The 14,655-nt window shown below is 40.9% G+C and carries 19 protein-coding genes; 5 read left to right on the top strand and 14 right to left on the bottom strand.

The window, feature by feature from the left end:
- Positions 1-25: 25 nt before the first annotated feature.
- Genes queC through queD form a run of 3 tightly spaced genes read right to left on the bottom strand, consistent with a single transcriptional unit; the run spans position 26 to position 1,906 of the window.
- Positions 26-709, bottom strand: coding sequence for a 7-cyano-7-deazaguanine synthase QueC (queC, locus tag N8M93_RS07775; protein WP_261130724.1), 684 nt, complete (start codon positions 707-709; stop codon positions 26-28).
- Between the two features lie 2 nt (positions 710-711).
- On the bottom strand, positions 712-1,443 hold the full coding sequence (locus N8M93_RS07770) for a radical SAM protein (RefSeq protein ID WP_261130723.1): 732 nt from the start codon (positions 1,441-1,443) through the stop codon (positions 712-714).
- Positions 1,436-1,906 (bottom strand): 6-carboxytetrahydropterin synthase QueD, encoded by a 471-nt coding sequence (queD, locus tag N8M93_RS07765; protein WP_261130722.1) that lies wholly within the window; start codon positions 1,904-1,906, stop codon positions 1,436-1,438. The genes N8M93_RS07770 and queD overlap by 8 nt, the downstream gene beginning before the upstream one ends.
- Before the next feature lie 266 nt (positions 1,907-2,172).
- Between queD and N8M93_RS07760 the strand changes: the two genes are divergently transcribed.
- On the top strand, positions 2,173-2,478 hold the full coding sequence (locus tag N8M93_RS07760; RefSeq protein WP_261130721.1) for a PepSY domain-containing protein: 306 nt from the start codon (positions 2,173-2,175) through the stop codon (positions 2,476-2,478).
- Positions 2,479-2,546: 68 nt separating this feature from the next.
- On the opposite strand, the gene N8M93_RS07755 is transcribed toward N8M93_RS07760, so the two are convergent.
- The 3 genes from N8M93_RS07755 to trmB all read right to left on the bottom strand — a co-directional run bounded on the left by N8M93_RS07755 (position 2,547) and on the right by trmB (position 4,812).
- Entirely contained in the window at positions 2,547-3,092 is a 546-nt protein-coding gene (locus N8M93_RS07755; RefSeq protein WP_261130720.1) for a hypothetical protein, read from the bottom strand.
- Between the two features lie 160 nt (positions 3,093-3,252).
- A complete protein-coding gene (locus N8M93_RS07750) occupies positions 3,253-4,092 on the bottom strand; it encodes an MBL fold metallo-hydrolase (RefSeq protein ID WP_261130718.1) in 840 nt (279 codons plus the stop codon).
- Positions 4,093-4,167: 75 nt separating this feature from the next.
- Positions 4,168-4,812 (bottom strand): tRNA (guanosine(46)-N7)-methyltransferase TrmB, encoded by a 645-nt coding sequence (gene trmB / locus N8M93_RS07745; protein WP_261130717.1) that lies wholly within the window; start codon positions 4,810-4,812, stop codon positions 4,168-4,170.
- A gap of 574 nt (positions 4,813-5,386) precedes the next feature.
- Between trmB and N8M93_RS07740 the strand changes: the two genes are divergently transcribed.
- The 3 genes from N8M93_RS07740 (at position 5,387) to N8M93_RS07735 (ending at position 6,364) form a co-directional block, all read left to right on the top strand.
- Complete coding sequence (locus N8M93_RS07740) at positions 5,387-5,557, top strand: hypothetical protein (RefSeq protein WP_261130716.1); 171 nt, start codon at positions 5,387-5,389, stop codon at positions 5,555-5,557.
- A 381-nt stretch (positions 5,558-5,938) separates the two neighbouring features.
- Positions 5,939-6,025 carry a cytochrome bd oxidase small subunit CydS gene (locus N8M93_RS22870; RefSeq protein WP_396125444.1) on the top strand — a complete coding sequence of 29 codons (87 nt, stop codon included), beginning with the start codon at positions 5,939-5,941 and terminating at the stop codon, positions 6,023-6,025.
- A gap of 63 nt (positions 6,026-6,088) precedes the next feature.
- Positions 6,089-6,364, top strand: a complete 276-nt coding sequence (locus tag N8M93_RS07735; RefSeq protein WP_261130715.1) for a YtzH-like family protein — start codon at positions 6,089-6,091, stop codon at positions 6,362-6,364.
- 171 nt (positions 6,365-6,535) lie between these two features.
- Here N8M93_RS07735 and N8M93_RS07730 read toward each other — a convergent pair whose 3' ends face one another.
- From N8M93_RS07730 to thpR, 6 genes are all read right to left on the bottom strand, one after another.
- On the bottom strand, positions 6,536-7,324 hold the full coding sequence (locus tag N8M93_RS07730) for a phosphotransferase family protein (protein WP_261130714.1): 789 nt from the start codon (positions 7,322-7,324) through the stop codon (positions 6,536-6,538).
- 355 nt (positions 7,325-7,679) lie between these two features.
- A complete protein-coding gene (locus N8M93_RS07725; protein WP_261130713.1) occupies positions 7,680-8,612 on the bottom strand; it encodes a diacylglycerol kinase family protein in 933 nt (310 codons plus the stop codon).
- A gap of 138 nt (positions 8,613-8,750) precedes the next feature.
- The gene (locus N8M93_RS07720) at positions 8,751-9,665 is read right to left on the bottom strand and encodes an NERD domain-containing protein (protein ID WP_261130712.1); all 915 of its coding nucleotides are present in this window, start codon (positions 9,663-9,665) and stop codon (positions 8,751-8,753) included.
- A gap of 16 nt (positions 9,666-9,681) precedes the next feature.
- Complete coding sequence (locus N8M93_RS07715) at positions 9,682-10,368, bottom strand: LrgB family protein (protein ID WP_261130711.1); 687 nt, start codon at positions 10,366-10,368, stop codon at positions 9,682-9,684.
- Positions 10,358-10,738 (bottom strand): CidA/LrgA family protein, encoded by a 381-nt coding sequence (locus N8M93_RS07710; RefSeq protein WP_261130710.1) that lies wholly within the window; start codon positions 10,736-10,738, stop codon positions 10,358-10,360. The genes N8M93_RS07715 and N8M93_RS07710 overlap by 11 nt, the downstream gene beginning before the upstream one ends.
- The gene (thpR, locus tag N8M93_RS07705) at positions 10,735-11,301 is read right to left on the bottom strand and encodes an RNA 2',3'-cyclic phosphodiesterase (RefSeq protein ID WP_261130709.1); all 567 of its coding nucleotides are present in this window, start codon (positions 11,299-11,301) and stop codon (positions 10,735-10,737) included. The genes N8M93_RS07710 and thpR overlap by 4 nt, the downstream gene beginning before the upstream one ends.
- Before the next feature lie 154 nt (positions 11,302-11,455).
- Here thpR and cysK point away from each other — a divergent pair, with 154 nt between their 5' ends.
- On the top strand, positions 11,456-12,394 hold the full coding sequence (gene cysK, locus N8M93_RS07700) for a cysteine synthase A (RefSeq protein ID WP_261130708.1): 939 nt from the start codon (positions 11,456-11,458) through the stop codon (positions 12,392-12,394).
- A gap of 325 nt (positions 12,395-12,719) precedes the next feature.
- Here cysK and N8M93_RS07695 read toward each other — a convergent pair whose 3' ends face one another.
- Positions 12,720-13,883 (bottom strand): MFS transporter, encoded by a 1,164-nt coding sequence (locus tag N8M93_RS07695; RefSeq protein ID WP_261130707.1) that lies wholly within the window; start codon positions 13,881-13,883, stop codon positions 12,720-12,722.
- A 69-nt stretch (positions 13,884-13,952) separates the two neighbouring features.
- The gene (locus N8M93_RS07690; protein WP_314728270.1) at positions 13,953-14,564 is read right to left on the bottom strand and encodes a histidine phosphatase family protein; all 612 of its coding nucleotides are present in this window, start codon (positions 14,562-14,564) and stop codon (positions 13,953-13,955) included.
- Positions 14,565-14,655: the final 91 nt, after the last annotated feature.

The following is a 14,655-nucleotide window of genomic DNA, read 5'->3' as shown; positions in this document are numbered from 1 at the left end:
TTGTATCGTATCTTTAAAAGGACCGCTACAAACGAGGTTCCTTAGCATATGGAATCGGATCTTCAGCACCAGCTTCATCAAAGCCTTTCAAGCGGAGCAAGCAGCTGTCACACTCTCCACAAGCGACTTCTTCACCAAGGTAACAAGAAGTTGTCAACTCATACGGAACCCCTAAGCGAAGTCCTTCTTCAATCGTCTCCTTCTTAGTCATTTGAATCAATGGCGCTTCGATTTCAAATTGACCGCCTGTCGCACCTGTTTTTGTCGCTAAATTCACTGTTTCATTCATGCTCTGGATGAATTCCGGTCTGCAGTCTGGATAACCACTATAATCGACTGCCGAGACACCGATATAGATCGCTTCTGCGCCGATCACTTCTGCATAAGCACTTGCGAGCGCAAGGAAAATCATGTTCCGAGCCGGGACGTAGGTCGAGGGAATATCTTCGTCTACGTCCCCCTGTCTGACCTCGATTGAATCATCAGTCAACGCACTACCACCGATCTGCTGCAGGAAGCTTACATCAACAATCCGATGTTCAGGTGCTTCAAAAAAAGCTGCCACTTTTTCAGCCTGCTCTACTTCCCGGTTATGACGCTGACCGTAGTGGAACGTGATCGGATAAAGTTCGTACCCCTTTTCTTTTGCAATCCCCATACAGGTTGTACTATCCAAACCTCCACTTAAAACAACCACTGCTTTTTTCATCGTCAAACTCCTCTCTGATCTGGATGCCAAATAACTTTGTGCATCTGTAAGCTGAGCTTCACATCCGGAAGCGGTTCTGCAAGTATTTTTTCAACCAGCTTTTGTGGTGGCATCGTTTCCCAGACAGGACTATACAGTACTTGCCCTGATTGGTGATGTTCCTTAATGACAGATGTCGCCACCTTAAAATCCTCATCATCGCCAATCACAAATTTGATTTCATCTTGAGGTTTAAGGATTTCAAAATTTCTATAAATCATCCGATCCATTTCCCCGGAGTCTGGAAGCTTGAAGTCCATGATGAAACGGGCTTTTGTCCCTACTGCTTCATTCTCAACACGCAGGTTTTCAAATGGTTTTAAATCAATTGCCCCGTTCGTTTCGATATGCACATCCTTAATCTGATCTAACTCACACATCGCGATAAGGAGGGCTGCTGACTTTGATCCATGAATCAATGGTTCGCCACCGGTAAAACAAATTCTGTGACTTGAGAAACTTTTGATCTTTTCTATGATTTCGTTGATTGTCGCTTTGTACTCTTCCTTAGCAGGTGCATAGCTATATGTGGTATCACACCATGTGCAACGAAGGTTACAGTGGAATACACGGACAAAAATCGTCGGAAAACCTGCCATGCTCCCTTCGCCTTCAACCGTCTCAAAGATCTCGACCATCGGAAGTTCCCATTCCATATATTCCGTTTTATCTGGCATTATCATTTGTTTAGTCATTTTCCATCCACTCTCGTTTCAATGTTGCATAACTTGATGGAGTTTCATATAGTTTCAACTCCTCGATCCTCGTTCCGCGTTCTTGATAGTGTTTTTCGAGACGCTTCTCTAGCTGCTCCCAGATCCATACGATCATGTTTTCAGCTGTGGTGTTCATATTCGGTAATACCTCGTTCAAATAACGATGGTCCAGTTTCGAATCAATTTCCTCTTTAAATATTTGCTTGATTTCACCGAAGTCGATGGTCAAACCGATATCGTCCACATATCCGCTTATGGTGATGACCAGTTTGTAGGTATGACCGTGAAGGCTCTTACATTTCCCTTCATAGCAGTGCAAGTGGTGTGCGGCATCGAATGTGAATTCTTTCGTGACAGCTACCCGCTTATGGTGATATTTCAATTCATTACGCTTTATATCTTCGTCAATCCGTTCCACTTTCTTCGGAATTTGAAAGTCCATAACATCCGACCTCCTTTTCGTGTTGTTGTAATATGATCAAGGTCACTTCTTTTATAATCTAGGTTTTGCGAAATAAAGATTTAAAACTAAAAAACTCCACTTCAAAACAAGTGGAGAGTGAGATGAATTTCATATGGTTCACGCTCCCTAGTTTTGTTTAATGAGGGGTGGGAATTACGAACCCTCAACATTTTATAATTAAGTGAATAAAGTCTGTTATACTATAGAATAAATGATATCAACACAGTTGGAAAGGGGTATCTCTTTTGAAAACATCTACCATCATCGGCACTTGCATCGGTTTTTTGGCCGGTGCCTTACTTACGAAACAATTAAGTTCACGTAAGATCACACCTGAAGCCGCACTGGATAAGGTCAAAAAGAAAGTGCCTGCGAGAGTTAGCGGTTCCTGGATTTATACAACAAAGGAACCAGCAGTTTTAAACGGTCTAACCTATGACGTATATAGAGGCGGATTCACACGCTCAACCTCAACTGGTGAAGAACATTTCATTTTTACAGTAGATGCGGATACCGGTTCTGTACTTGAAGTCTCTAGTACAACTATATAATTCACGACACGAATATATGAATTCAATCAAAAGGGGCGACTCAAAAAAGTGAGTCTGCCCCATTTTCATTAGTTGAATGTGTGCTTTTGTCCGTATAGATTGTTTCCAACCATGAATCGAGAAGAAGAATATACCTGGTTACCCCATACAAACATCAAGTATGCTGGTACCAAAAGGATGAGCGCATGCAAGGACATGACCCAGCCTAAGTTCATCTTCTTTCCAAGATGTTCGAATTGCTCTTTGTAATTTGTCAATGTGTCATTTTGGAACGCACCAACTTCAGTAGCACTCAACATCTTATCATTTGTTGCATCATAGTAGACTGTTTCTTTACGGTCAAAAGTGAAGATATTGTCACGTACTGTCTTGAATTCAGCAAGGCCTGCATAAACAGTAATAGGTTCTCCCTCTTCCTCAGGAGTAACTTCAACCTTGGTGATATTGGATAGCGGTTCAAGACTACCACCCTTGTAATCATAATATTCATCTTTCAACAGCTTTTCCGTAGCTTTTTTCATACCTTTTGGTGCATCTTCAGCAGCAAGTACGCCTGCTCCACCAGAGACCAAAAGTGTCAAAGCCATCACAGCGGCTGCGAGTTGCTTAAACATATCTATCATTCCCCTCCTAAACGTCTATGAGCCAATTAATATATTACACTATTATTACTCAAAAAATCTATGTTAATTGTAACAGGTTTCTCCAAAAAATGTGACGGTTTTCTCTATCCATTTTCTTACAAACCGTGTAAATGTGACAAAATTATGATCATTAATCACGTAATACTTTTGCAACGATTTCACCCTGCTCATCGAACCTGACTGCACGATAAATCGCATCGTGATAAAAAGTGAACCACGTATCGTCTGCGATCCCTTTATTGATCCATTCTTGCTTTTGACCGATTGAGGTCATTGGATAATCATCATACGCAAGGACCCAAAGAGGATTTTTATGAGCATGGGTAGGCATCAAATCTGCCATGTGGAAAAGCTTGTCTTCTCCTTGCTCAAAATAAATGATCGAATGACCATCACTATGGCCGCCTGTATGGATCATATTCAGTCCTGGCAAAACCTCTACACGCTCCTGATACGTTTCCACCTGGTGCTCGATTCCCTTCCAGTTCATTTCCCAATATGTATTTTTTGAACGGATATTCGGCTTTCTCATTTCTTCCCACTCTGTTTGAGAGGTGTAGATCTTGGCATTTTTAAACGTGGAAACAAGTGTGTCGCCGGCTTTTTTCGTCAAACCACATGCATGATCGAAATGCATGTGCGTCATCAAAACAAAATCGATATCATCCGTTGTAAGGTTAAAGTGAGCCAACTCACGATCAATATGGGATTCTTCATTCACACCATAATTTCTCTTCTGCTTATCCGTAAGCTTATCGTTTCCCATTCCTGATTCGATCAAAATGTTCTTCCCTTCATATTGAAAGAAAATCGGATCGGTTCGAAGTTCGATTTGATTTTTTTCGTTGACCGGATACTTCTTGCTCCATAACGGCTTCGGAACAACACCAAACATTGCTCCGCCATCCATATGAGTTACTCCACCATTCAGCCAGTGTAATGTTACATCTCCAAATTGAAGCGTTTCCATGTTTGTTCACTCCTTCTGCTCTATCTACCATTCATTGTAGCATATCAAGAAACGAGAAGACGCATTTTTGAATGCTTAATTCATACGATACTTAGCTTCACAACGATAGATGCGATTGCCTATCGCAGAAAATTTCTCCTCATATTCTGTCATCACGTTTCCTTTAAAATCACTTCGGTGCAAATCCAGACTGACGTTGTTCAGAATCAAGCCGTATTTCGAAAAACTGTGGAGGGAGTATTCAAAAAGCCCTTGATTATCCGTTTTAAAATGGATATCTCCACCAGGTTTCAGTACTTCCTCATACGCATTCAAAAAGGATTCATGAGTCAACCTGCGTTTTTCATGACGATTTTTCGGCCACGGATCTGGAAAATTCAAATAAACCCGATGAATTTCTTCTTTATCAAAAAAATTGATGAGATGCATCGCATTCACATTGATCAGGCGTACATTTTTTGGTCCTGATTCATTGATTTTATCAATCCCAGAAACGATGATGCTTTTCTGTCTCTCAATTCCAATAAAATTAGCATTTGGGTGCAATTTAGCCATTTCTGTAATGAATTGTCCTTTTCCTGTCCCCACCTCAATGCAAATCGGATTGTCGTTTTCAAAAATTTGATGCCATTTACCTTTCCGATTTTCCGGATCAGCCACGACAACTTGTGGATTGTCATCTATGTTATCTTGTGCCCATGGTTTATTTCTAAGACGCATTCGTTCAAACCCCTTCTATTTACTTAGTCCTCGGATATTTTACCATGATGGCAACCGAAAATGAACATCGCTTGAATTTATTTTGTTTTATTACACTTGAATTTTTTCACGGAAATCCACTCTCTTTCCGCAGGCAAACGAAAAACGGAAGCGAGCCCGCTAGTTATGGAGGTCACTGGAGAACTGACAACACCTCCATTGAGTCTGGCATGGCTCGCTTTTTTTCGCAGGAGTGTCGCGAATTTCGCTAGACATTTCCAATAGAGCATTAAACATCGAATGTCCTGACACTTTTAGTATATGGATGAGTATAGCAGAGTATTTTGGAGTATTTATTAACATGTGAGACCTGATTTCGATCGAACTACTGACATCGCATTACATCATGTCATATACCAATTATAGCCATTAGGGTGGTAAACGCTTTCAAAGGTAAGATTGTATTTGTTAAAGAAAACTTGGTGAAGCCAAGGCTTTGGCGCAGGCTGAACTTTAGTTGCACTTATATTGAAGAAAGTATCTAATACTTTCTTTAAATGTGAAAAAAACACTATAGGAGTGGTTTAACGAATTCATGTCTATTCTTAAAAAGACCTTGACGAAGACAGCAGAAGTGACAGTCCTAACATTGTTCAGTGGATTATTTGCAGGCTATGCCTTAGCAGTATATCCATTCGAACGCATTGCTCACAAGCAAACAATCCGTGCACAAAAAGTAAAAATCAAGTACGCTTCACAGTACTAAAATGATAAGAAAACTCGGCCAAGCCTTTGGTGCAGGTGTAGCCTCAGTTAAACTTATATTGAAGAAAGTATTTTATACTTTCTTTAAATATAAATCAGGGAAGATCTTGCCTTGATCCACTATACCTGGTTCAAGGCAAGGTCTTTTTCATTTGATGACCAATGAACGTATGAAACCATATTCTCTATGGAATATTGACAATACTAAAACAATTTAATGGAAAAGATGAAAATAGTATATCGAGCAAGTACAATTAATGTAAGGCTCTTTTCTAAAAGATGTTGCTTTTGAGTCATTTTAAAAAAAACATTTTGTGCAAGTTGATTTAAAGTAAACTCCATCCAGGTTTCCAAAATCAACAATGAAAAGGTGAGGGATTTCATGCAAGACTTTTTGATTTTCTGGGCTCCACCAATTGTCTTGATCATCGCAATTGTCGGTCTTTTCATTTGGGGCGCTAAAAAATAATCGGATAAAGAAACCGGATTGACGTATCCTAAGTGCAAAATGACGAGAAAGGATGCGTGATCAATGCCGTTACAAGTTAACGATCAACTCTCATTGCTTGCGGATATTTTAAGGAGCCACCAGTTGGATCAATGTGGGTCCGATTCAGAGTGTCAACAGTTGGAAAGACTCACGAATTCTCTGCTCCAAAACCCACAGACGCCCATTGAGCTTCGAGAGACCCTCATAGCAATACAAACATACAGTCAATACAGCGGACAATCTCCATCACTTGATCAACATATCATCCAATCAAATGGTGATCTGAACCAATGGATGAATGTCATCGATAATATGTAGGGGTAATTTAAATCATTGTATTGTAAAAAATGGGGCTGTCTAAAAAAGTGTCAAACAACTTTTTAGACAGCCCCATTTTTTTTATATTTATATTAATGATAGGCTCTTTTCAAAAAGATTGTTGCTGTTGAGTCATTGACTTTCAAGAGCAACAAAGTTTGCGAAAACAGCCTAATGATAAATTTGTTTGTCCAATTGAACAAGGTAATTCATCCAATAATTCGCTTGTTCTCCCTGCCCCCGTTCACAGTGCCAGTAAATCGACTCGATCGTTTGCGCTACGATATACCAGTGCATTCTGATTTTTAAGGAACGAGTCAATGGAATGCCATAGGAACGCAGCCATTCATCCCATTCTTCATCAGGAACATACCAATAAAGCAGCATTGCAAGATCCAATGCCGGGTCTGCAATCATCGCACCATCCCAGTCAATCAGAAACAATCTGTTCTGATCAGAAATAAGCCAATTATTATGGTTTACATCACCATGACAAACAACAAATTGGTCCGTTTGGACTTCATCGATATGAGTTGATAGATAATCCAGATAAGGTTCTATTTCTTTTCGATATTGGTGGTTTTGTTGTGTTCGATGAAACAATTCCTCTAATACAGCTTCAGGCGTCAATGGTTGTTTTCCTATCCTGCGTAACATTGAAAGCAATTCTTGTGAACGATGAATTTTGGAAAGCAGTTTCGCAACTAACTGTTGGTTCATCTCTGCAGCTTTAAGCTCTCTACCGTTCAACCAATTCTGAGCAGTTATGACGTCCCCATTTTCCAACCGCTTTGTCCATAAAAGCTTCGGAACGATCCCCTCTGCCGATAATACAGCAAGGAATGGTGACGAGTTTCTTTTCAAGAAGATCTTCTCTTCCCCATATTGTGCGATATAGGCTTCACCGGTTGCACCACCCGCAGGCTTGACCTGCCAGCCGCTTCCTAATATGTGTTTCAATACGTTCACCTTCGATTTCATCATTCTATCATTATTATCGGCTTAGACAATCCATTTCAAATACTTAAATACGATAAATCTGTACAGATATAATATTTTAACATATAACTCCCCGTTCAAAAAGTCGCTATTTAGAAACAAGTAGTATAAGGCACGACGGTTTTGAGGACCGAAGCGTATGGTCTTAATACGTGAGGACCAGAAAAACCTAGTAACGAAGTAATACGACGTTTATCAAGAGATGACTTTTTGAATTTCCTTATAACTCCCCGTTCAAAAAGTCGCTATTTAGAAACAAGCAGTACAAGGCACGACGGTTTTGATGACCTCCTTCTAACCAATACCCTATTATCAATCACTTAACCATCAGCCGTCTCGGGTGGACTTGGATCTTGATTGGAGTTGAACCGATGAGTTCACCGTCAGCATGCATCGTTGCTGGGACACTTGATTCGACATCAATTTCTTTCCCTTTCAGCAACGTGACTTCTTTTAATTTTGTATGTAATCCTAGGAAAACCGTACCGAATAAAAAGAAAAGCTTTTTCCTGGATAGATTATGGACGATACAGATGTTCAATAGACCATCATCCGGTCTTGCATCTGGACATATCTTCATACCTCCGCCATAATACTTGATATTGGTCGTTGCAACGAGCCATACATCCCTGAAATCATGTTCTATTCCATCTACTTTTATTTTCATATGGGACGGTTCGTATTTCATTGTCAATTTTAATACTGTGATTATGTATGAAAGAGATCCAAGCCCAACTTTATTCAAAATCCCCTTATATTTCGATTCGTTCGTCCGCTTTGCAACTTCTCCATCAAAACCGATACCAATCGAACTAGTAAACAAGTTGGCTTTGTGTTTCCGATTGCCAAGCCGATACTCTCCTAAATCATATCGTCTGATCCTCGCTTTTTTTGAAGTGACATGTTGAAGTGCTTGCATTGTCTTTCTTGGTATTTTGAAGCCTCTAGCAAAATCGTTACCCGATCCTGCCGAGATGAAAGAAACTGGTATTTCAGGATAATGGCTCAACCCGTTGATGACCTCATGCATTGTTCCATCTCCCCCAACTGTTACGATCCCTTTCAAATGTTCATGATGAATATGGGACATTTGTTGAGCGATATCTTTTCCATGGCCAGCTCTTTGTGTAAAAAAACTTCGATAGGGAATATTCTGCTTCTGCAATTCCCGCTTTACTTTTTTCCAAACCTTTTCTCCATTGCCGTTCCCAGCTTTGGGATTGATGATGAATATATAGAACTTTTGCATTTTCAGCCACTCTCTTCTGATGGTCTTATTCTTTTTTCAACAAAATGTCCTAATTTCCCTTTTTATGTGCAAAAAAATGTCAATTTACAACTGTTTATAAGGACGTTGTACCATCAAGTTTTCCAATGCACTCATCCGTCATTCGGAGTTCTTCAGATCCCCCTGATTCTCATCCGACTCCCATTCTGGTCGGGAAAAAGCTGTGGTTACACATTGCTCTAAAATCACTTTGGCAGCTTTCAGTTGCTTGAATTTAAGCGGACTCGGCTGCTTTTTCAACTTATTTTTCCAATTATCGAAATTAGTCTGATCGATCACCTGGACATATGAAGGGATATTGGTTCTGTTAACAAAGGCATTTTGCGCAAGGATGACATATGTAAGATTCATTTCAGTTGCTTCTGTATCGATGACCGACTCTATGAAATAATTCATTCTTTGGACAGCAGATATAGGGTTGACCATCTTACGCTCGTCTCCTTCTTTTTCGCATTTCCAAAAACGGTTCTGAGACGCATGAACAACCTCTCCCATACTTGTTTCTAACATCACAATAGCCTGGATTGAATCAGGTCCCAACAAGATGACATCTAATTGTGTTTGTGCTTTTCTTACTTTTATAACCGGTTTATAAAGAACCAGATAGTTGTCAGGCACTTCTTTCAAAAGGAAACGGAGGAACTTATCCCTATTGAGCGATCTACTGATTCTTGAGGTTTCTCTGATTGTTGAACTGGCCCATTTAAGCTGGAATTGAAACAGTTCTTCCCGAAAGTCTTCCTTTAATTTGGAAAAAGTACGATCATCCCGTTTGACGCTACCCTCATCAATCACGTTAATTTCGGTTTCTCTCCCCTTTAGTTTCCACCACTTTTTTTCGTCAGATTGGTCTTCAGCCCCATGTTGTAAATCGACTGTCTCCTGAGCATTCTCCCAATTTGTTTTTACTCGATGCCATCGATCACGTTTCAACCTGGTATATTGTCCTGTATATCGAAATACGTCTTGTTCATATCTTGAAATACAATCTTCTAACTTGATCAAGTGTGCCAATCTAATTCACCTGCCTTTATATCCATGACGCTACGATTGGGATGAGGATGGAAGCGACTAAAGCTGAAATCGTCATCGCCACGGAGCTTATCGCTGCCGCTTGACTGCCATATTCGAGTGCTTTTGACGTTCCGATAGCATGCGATGCAGCGCCGAGTCCCAAACCTCTTGACATATCATTTTTTATATTGAACCATTTGAACAAATACGGGGCGAGGATCACGCCGCCAACGCCAGCAACCATAACGAAGACGATCACAATGGAAGGCATCCCCCCTGAAACCCTCGTGATCTCCATTGCTACAGGTGTCGTAACCGATTTCGGTAAAAGAGACAAAATGACGTTTTGAGATGTACCGATCATCTGTGCAAAAATCAATCCGGAAAAGACTCCGACACAAACACCAGTAATGATACTTATAAGGAGCGGAAAAGTATATCGTTTCAACAATCCACGATTGATATACAAAGGATAGGCTAGAGCTACAACCGCCGGCCCTAACAACTTGTCTATCCACTCGGTCCCGACCATGTATCGCTCATAAGAAAAATCGAATAGAATCAAAACTGCTATGATCGATGTTGTAGCTGTCAAAATCGGGACCAGGAAAGGGTGCCTCCATCTTTTATAAATCACGAGCCCTAATACATACGCTCCGATTGTCAGTACTATGAATGCGATGTCTATCAAGTTATGTTTCATTCGAATCCTTCTTTAGCCCCTTTGACATGAAAAGATCCAACATTTTACTAGAGATAACGATCACTAGAATCGTGCTGGCAAGAACAGTAGGAATGAGCAGCATCCCTTTTCCTTTGAAAACATGTCCGAACTGCATCACACCAACAGTCACTGGTATAAAGAATAGGGTGAGATGTACAAGCATGAACCGGCTGCCCCTCTGTATCCAATTTAAAGGCAAAATCTTTGTGACAAGCAGCAGGAATAGGAGAAGCATTCCGATGATACTGCCGGGAATCATAAGACCAAGGGCACTCTGAATCCATATGCCTGCTAAGTAGAAACCATAAAGTGCAACAACTTGCGTTATGATGAGAATGGCTTTCCTCATCCTTCAACCGACTCTCCGATATGAAAACGATGGAAAGGAACGTACATCGGCTCTTTACCTGGATGAATCTCATATAAAATGATTTCTTCGACTTCCCAGCTTCTGTTGATCAATTCCTTTGGTTCTGGGAGATTTTCATAGGATGTTCCTTGTGAATCACCACCCCACCTTTTTCCGATTGTAATGTGTGGTCGATAAGGTCTCGAATCGATATTGAACCCAGCGGAACTGCATGCATGTTTCATCTGCTCTTGTAACTTCAACAGCGATTCAGAGCGATCAATACCCAGCCAGAATACACGTGGTGTCTTCGGATTGCCGAAGTACCCCGAGCTTTTTAGCGTTATAGTGAAGGCGGTTGATTTGATCTTGTTGATTTCATGAATGAGTTGCTCAAGCTCCTTATCCGGTGAAGCGCCTAGAAATTGCAAGGTGATGTGATAATCTCCCAAACTTGTCCACTTTTTCAGAGGAAGCAAAGGCTTGAGTTCTTGTGCATAACTATGGATTTCCTTTTGTATTTCGTATGGTATCGGAACTGCAAGAAATGTGTGACGTGCCATTGTCGAACCTCCGTAATAAAGTTATCATAAGTCTAACAAAAACAGGACATGACTGGAATACAAATGAATGTATCCTTCAAAACGTTAAATTAGAGTGGTTTACTTGGATTTGTTATAATAAGCTGGAATAACAGAAGAAAAAGGACGTGTTTTCATGCGTGTTGTAAATAGTATAGCTGATTTGATAGGAGATACACCATTCGTAAAATTGAACCGTCTGCCTGACCCCAACGGTGCAGATGTTTATGTAAAATTGGAAGCATTCAATCCAAGCGGCAGCATTAAAGACCGGGCAGCCTATAACATGCTTACAGAAGCAGAAAAAAGGGGACTTTTGAAGCCAGGTTCCACAATCATCGAACCGACTTCAGGAAACACGGGAATCGGCCTGGCAATGAATGCTGCAGCAAAAGGATACAAAGCGATCATTGTGATGCCTGATACGATGACCCAGGAACGCATCAATCTTTTAAAAGCTTATGGAGCAGAGGTAATATTGACCCCAGGTGATGATAAGATGCCAGGCGCAATCGATAAAGCAAAGGAATTAGCAGAAGAAATCCCGAACAGCTACATGCCGATGCAATTTGAAAACCCTGCAAATCCAGATGCACACCGTACGACGACAGCAATCGAAATTCTTGATGCAGCTAAGCACATTGGAAAAAAATTCTCTACATTCGTAGCGCCTGCAGGCACGGGGGGAACGATCACAGGAACAGGGGAAACGTTAAAAGAACACTTGCCGGATATAGAGATTAAGGTTGTTGAACCAGAAGGCTCACCTGTCCTCTCAGGCGGAAAGCCGGGGAAACACAAATTAGTCGGAACAAGTCCAGGGTTCATTCCAGATATATTGAACCAAAAGGTATATGACGAAATTGTCCGGATCAAGGATGAAGAAGCGATCGAGACGACCCGTCAACTTGCAAGTGAAGAAGGTATTCTAGTCGGGCCCTCTTCCGGTGCTTCTGTATATGCCGCTCTTCAGGCTGCCAAGAAACTGAGCCCAGACGAAGTCGTCATCGCCATTACATGTGATTCAGGTGAACGCTACCTATCAAGCGACCTGTTTGATTTCGAAAAAGAGTAAGATAGAGTAGAAAAGGATCGTTTCTTTAGGGAACGATCCTTTTTTAATTGTTTTTTGGTGAATGGTGATGCATCTATTTAGGGAGTTACGCAATTTTTAAGGTAGCTTGAGCAATTTTCATGGCAGCTTGAGCAATTTTCATGGCAGCTTGAGCAATTTCCATGGCAGCTTGAGCAATTTCCATCACATCTTGTACAATTTTCATAGCATCTTGTGCAATTTAGTAAAATGTACCTGCACACTCACCATAAAAAATCACAAAAAAGACTGCTCCCCACAATTTCCGGTTGAGCAGCAATCTTTTACCAAAAAATCAGATTTCCTATCAGGCAGCTACCTTATGAGGCAGCACTTTCAAATTTACGAAGAGCAGCAGTAGTCCGATCGTCGTCAGAATTCCAAAGAAAAGATACATCGCGAATAACGAAAATGCATCATAGATGATTCCGCCCACGAATGTACTGAACCAGCTTCCTAGTCCGTTCCCCATCGAGCTGTATAAAGCCACTGCGGTCGCTTTCACGTCACTAGGAGCGATTTCACGGACATATTGAAGGGCAGCAGGTATGAACAATCCGATAGAAAAACCTTGTGCAATCGTCGTCGCATAAACGGCAAGAAGACTTGGTTCCGTGAAATAGAATAGCCATCTTAGTGCAGAAATGAGAGCTGCTGCAATCAGAATCTGCTCGACACCAAGCTTGCGGATCCAACTTCCCGAAAATTTCATGAAAGGAGCTTCACTTCCCGCAGCAAGTAAAAAGGCGATTCCGACACCTGCTAATGTCCCGCCAATCTCCTGAATATAGAGACCGAAATAAAAGTTGTTTGATTGGATCGGACCGAATACACAAAATGTTGTCAGTAAAAATAAGACGAACTTCGGCAATTTGAAAAGCTTTGCGATTCCTGTTCGCAGGTCCACTTTTAACGAGTTGCTTTCTTTCGGCATCGATAGAACAAAGATTGTACAAATGAATAAAGCTCCTGCAAAACAGTAGAATATGAGGGTTAAGCCTAACGTCTCGGCAAGGTTGCCCATAACATAGACCGCAATGGCAAAGCCCAGGGCTCCCCATAATCGCAGATTTCCATAATCTTTGTTTTTAGCCATCACATAGTTCAAGGTGATGCTGTCAGACACGGGTACGATTGCGCTTTGGAAGATTGCAAGTGTAATCGAAATCGCAATAAGGCCCAAATAGCTCTCCATCAATACAAAAGGAAGAGCGACCAATCCGCTCATCATCAATGTGAAGATCAGTACAGCTCTTGGTTTTCTCGTATAATCACAAATGACTCCCCAGATCGGCTGCGCAATGATCATAACGACTGGACTGACCGACATGATTGCTCCTATTTGGGTCCCCGTCAAATGAACTTCCTGCTTCAAATACACACTTAATAAGGGAAAAAGCGTTCCATATCCAAAAAACATGAAAAAGTAAAAAAAACTGAAGTTCACAGATGTCTTCTCAATTCGCTGCATAAAAGATCTCCTGCCTAATCAAACATTATGTATCAATCTCTGTTGATTGTATCGCAACTCCTTAAAAATTCAATCAGAAACGCTCGGAGAATTTCTATGAGAAAGGTCACCTTCCAGCAAAAATTCATAGCTGTTATCCACAACTTTCACAATCGAAAGGCTGGTATCATGAATATAAGGTGGATCCCATAGTCTTTCCAATGGACGTTTTTTAAAGTAAGCAAATAAACATTTGATGATGACCGAATGGGTCACGATCAAGACCCTTCCTGTATTGTTTTCTGTGGTAATCCGATTTACTGATTCAGCAGCCCTGTTATAGACATCTGTAAAGTTTTCGCCGCTTTCTAATTCATAAAGATGAGGTGTATCCCAAAAAGATTTGTACGCTTCAGGGTATTTTTCATTTAGAAATTGATGATTCTCCCCTTCCCAATCCCCCATATGTATTTCTTTCAACTTCTCTTCCAAAATAATTGGCGGATTGTTGTTATTACGAATGATATTTGCAGTTTCAAGTGTTCTTCTACTTGGACTTGAATAGATAGCGGAAAAATTGATATCTCCCAATCTCTTACCTAGTGCCCTTGCATTTTCCCTTCCTTTTTCGGTGAGTTCAGAATCACTCCACCCCTGCATTCTTTTCTGTACATTCCATTCAGTTTCCCCGTGCCTTGTTATGTAAAGTTCTAACAGATCAATCGCCCCCTTCTATGCATTTTCCGAGTACCACATAGATTTTAGACCTTTTAGCTGAATTTTCAGACTTACT

This window comes from Bacillus sp. Marseille-Q3570 (genome assembly GCF_946151055.1).
Lineage (GTDB): Bacteria > Bacillota > Bacilli > Bacillales > Fictibacillaceae > Pseudalkalibacillus.
The sequence above is the reverse complement of the archived record's forward strand: the minus strand, read 5'-3'. Positions and strand labels throughout refer to the sequence as shown.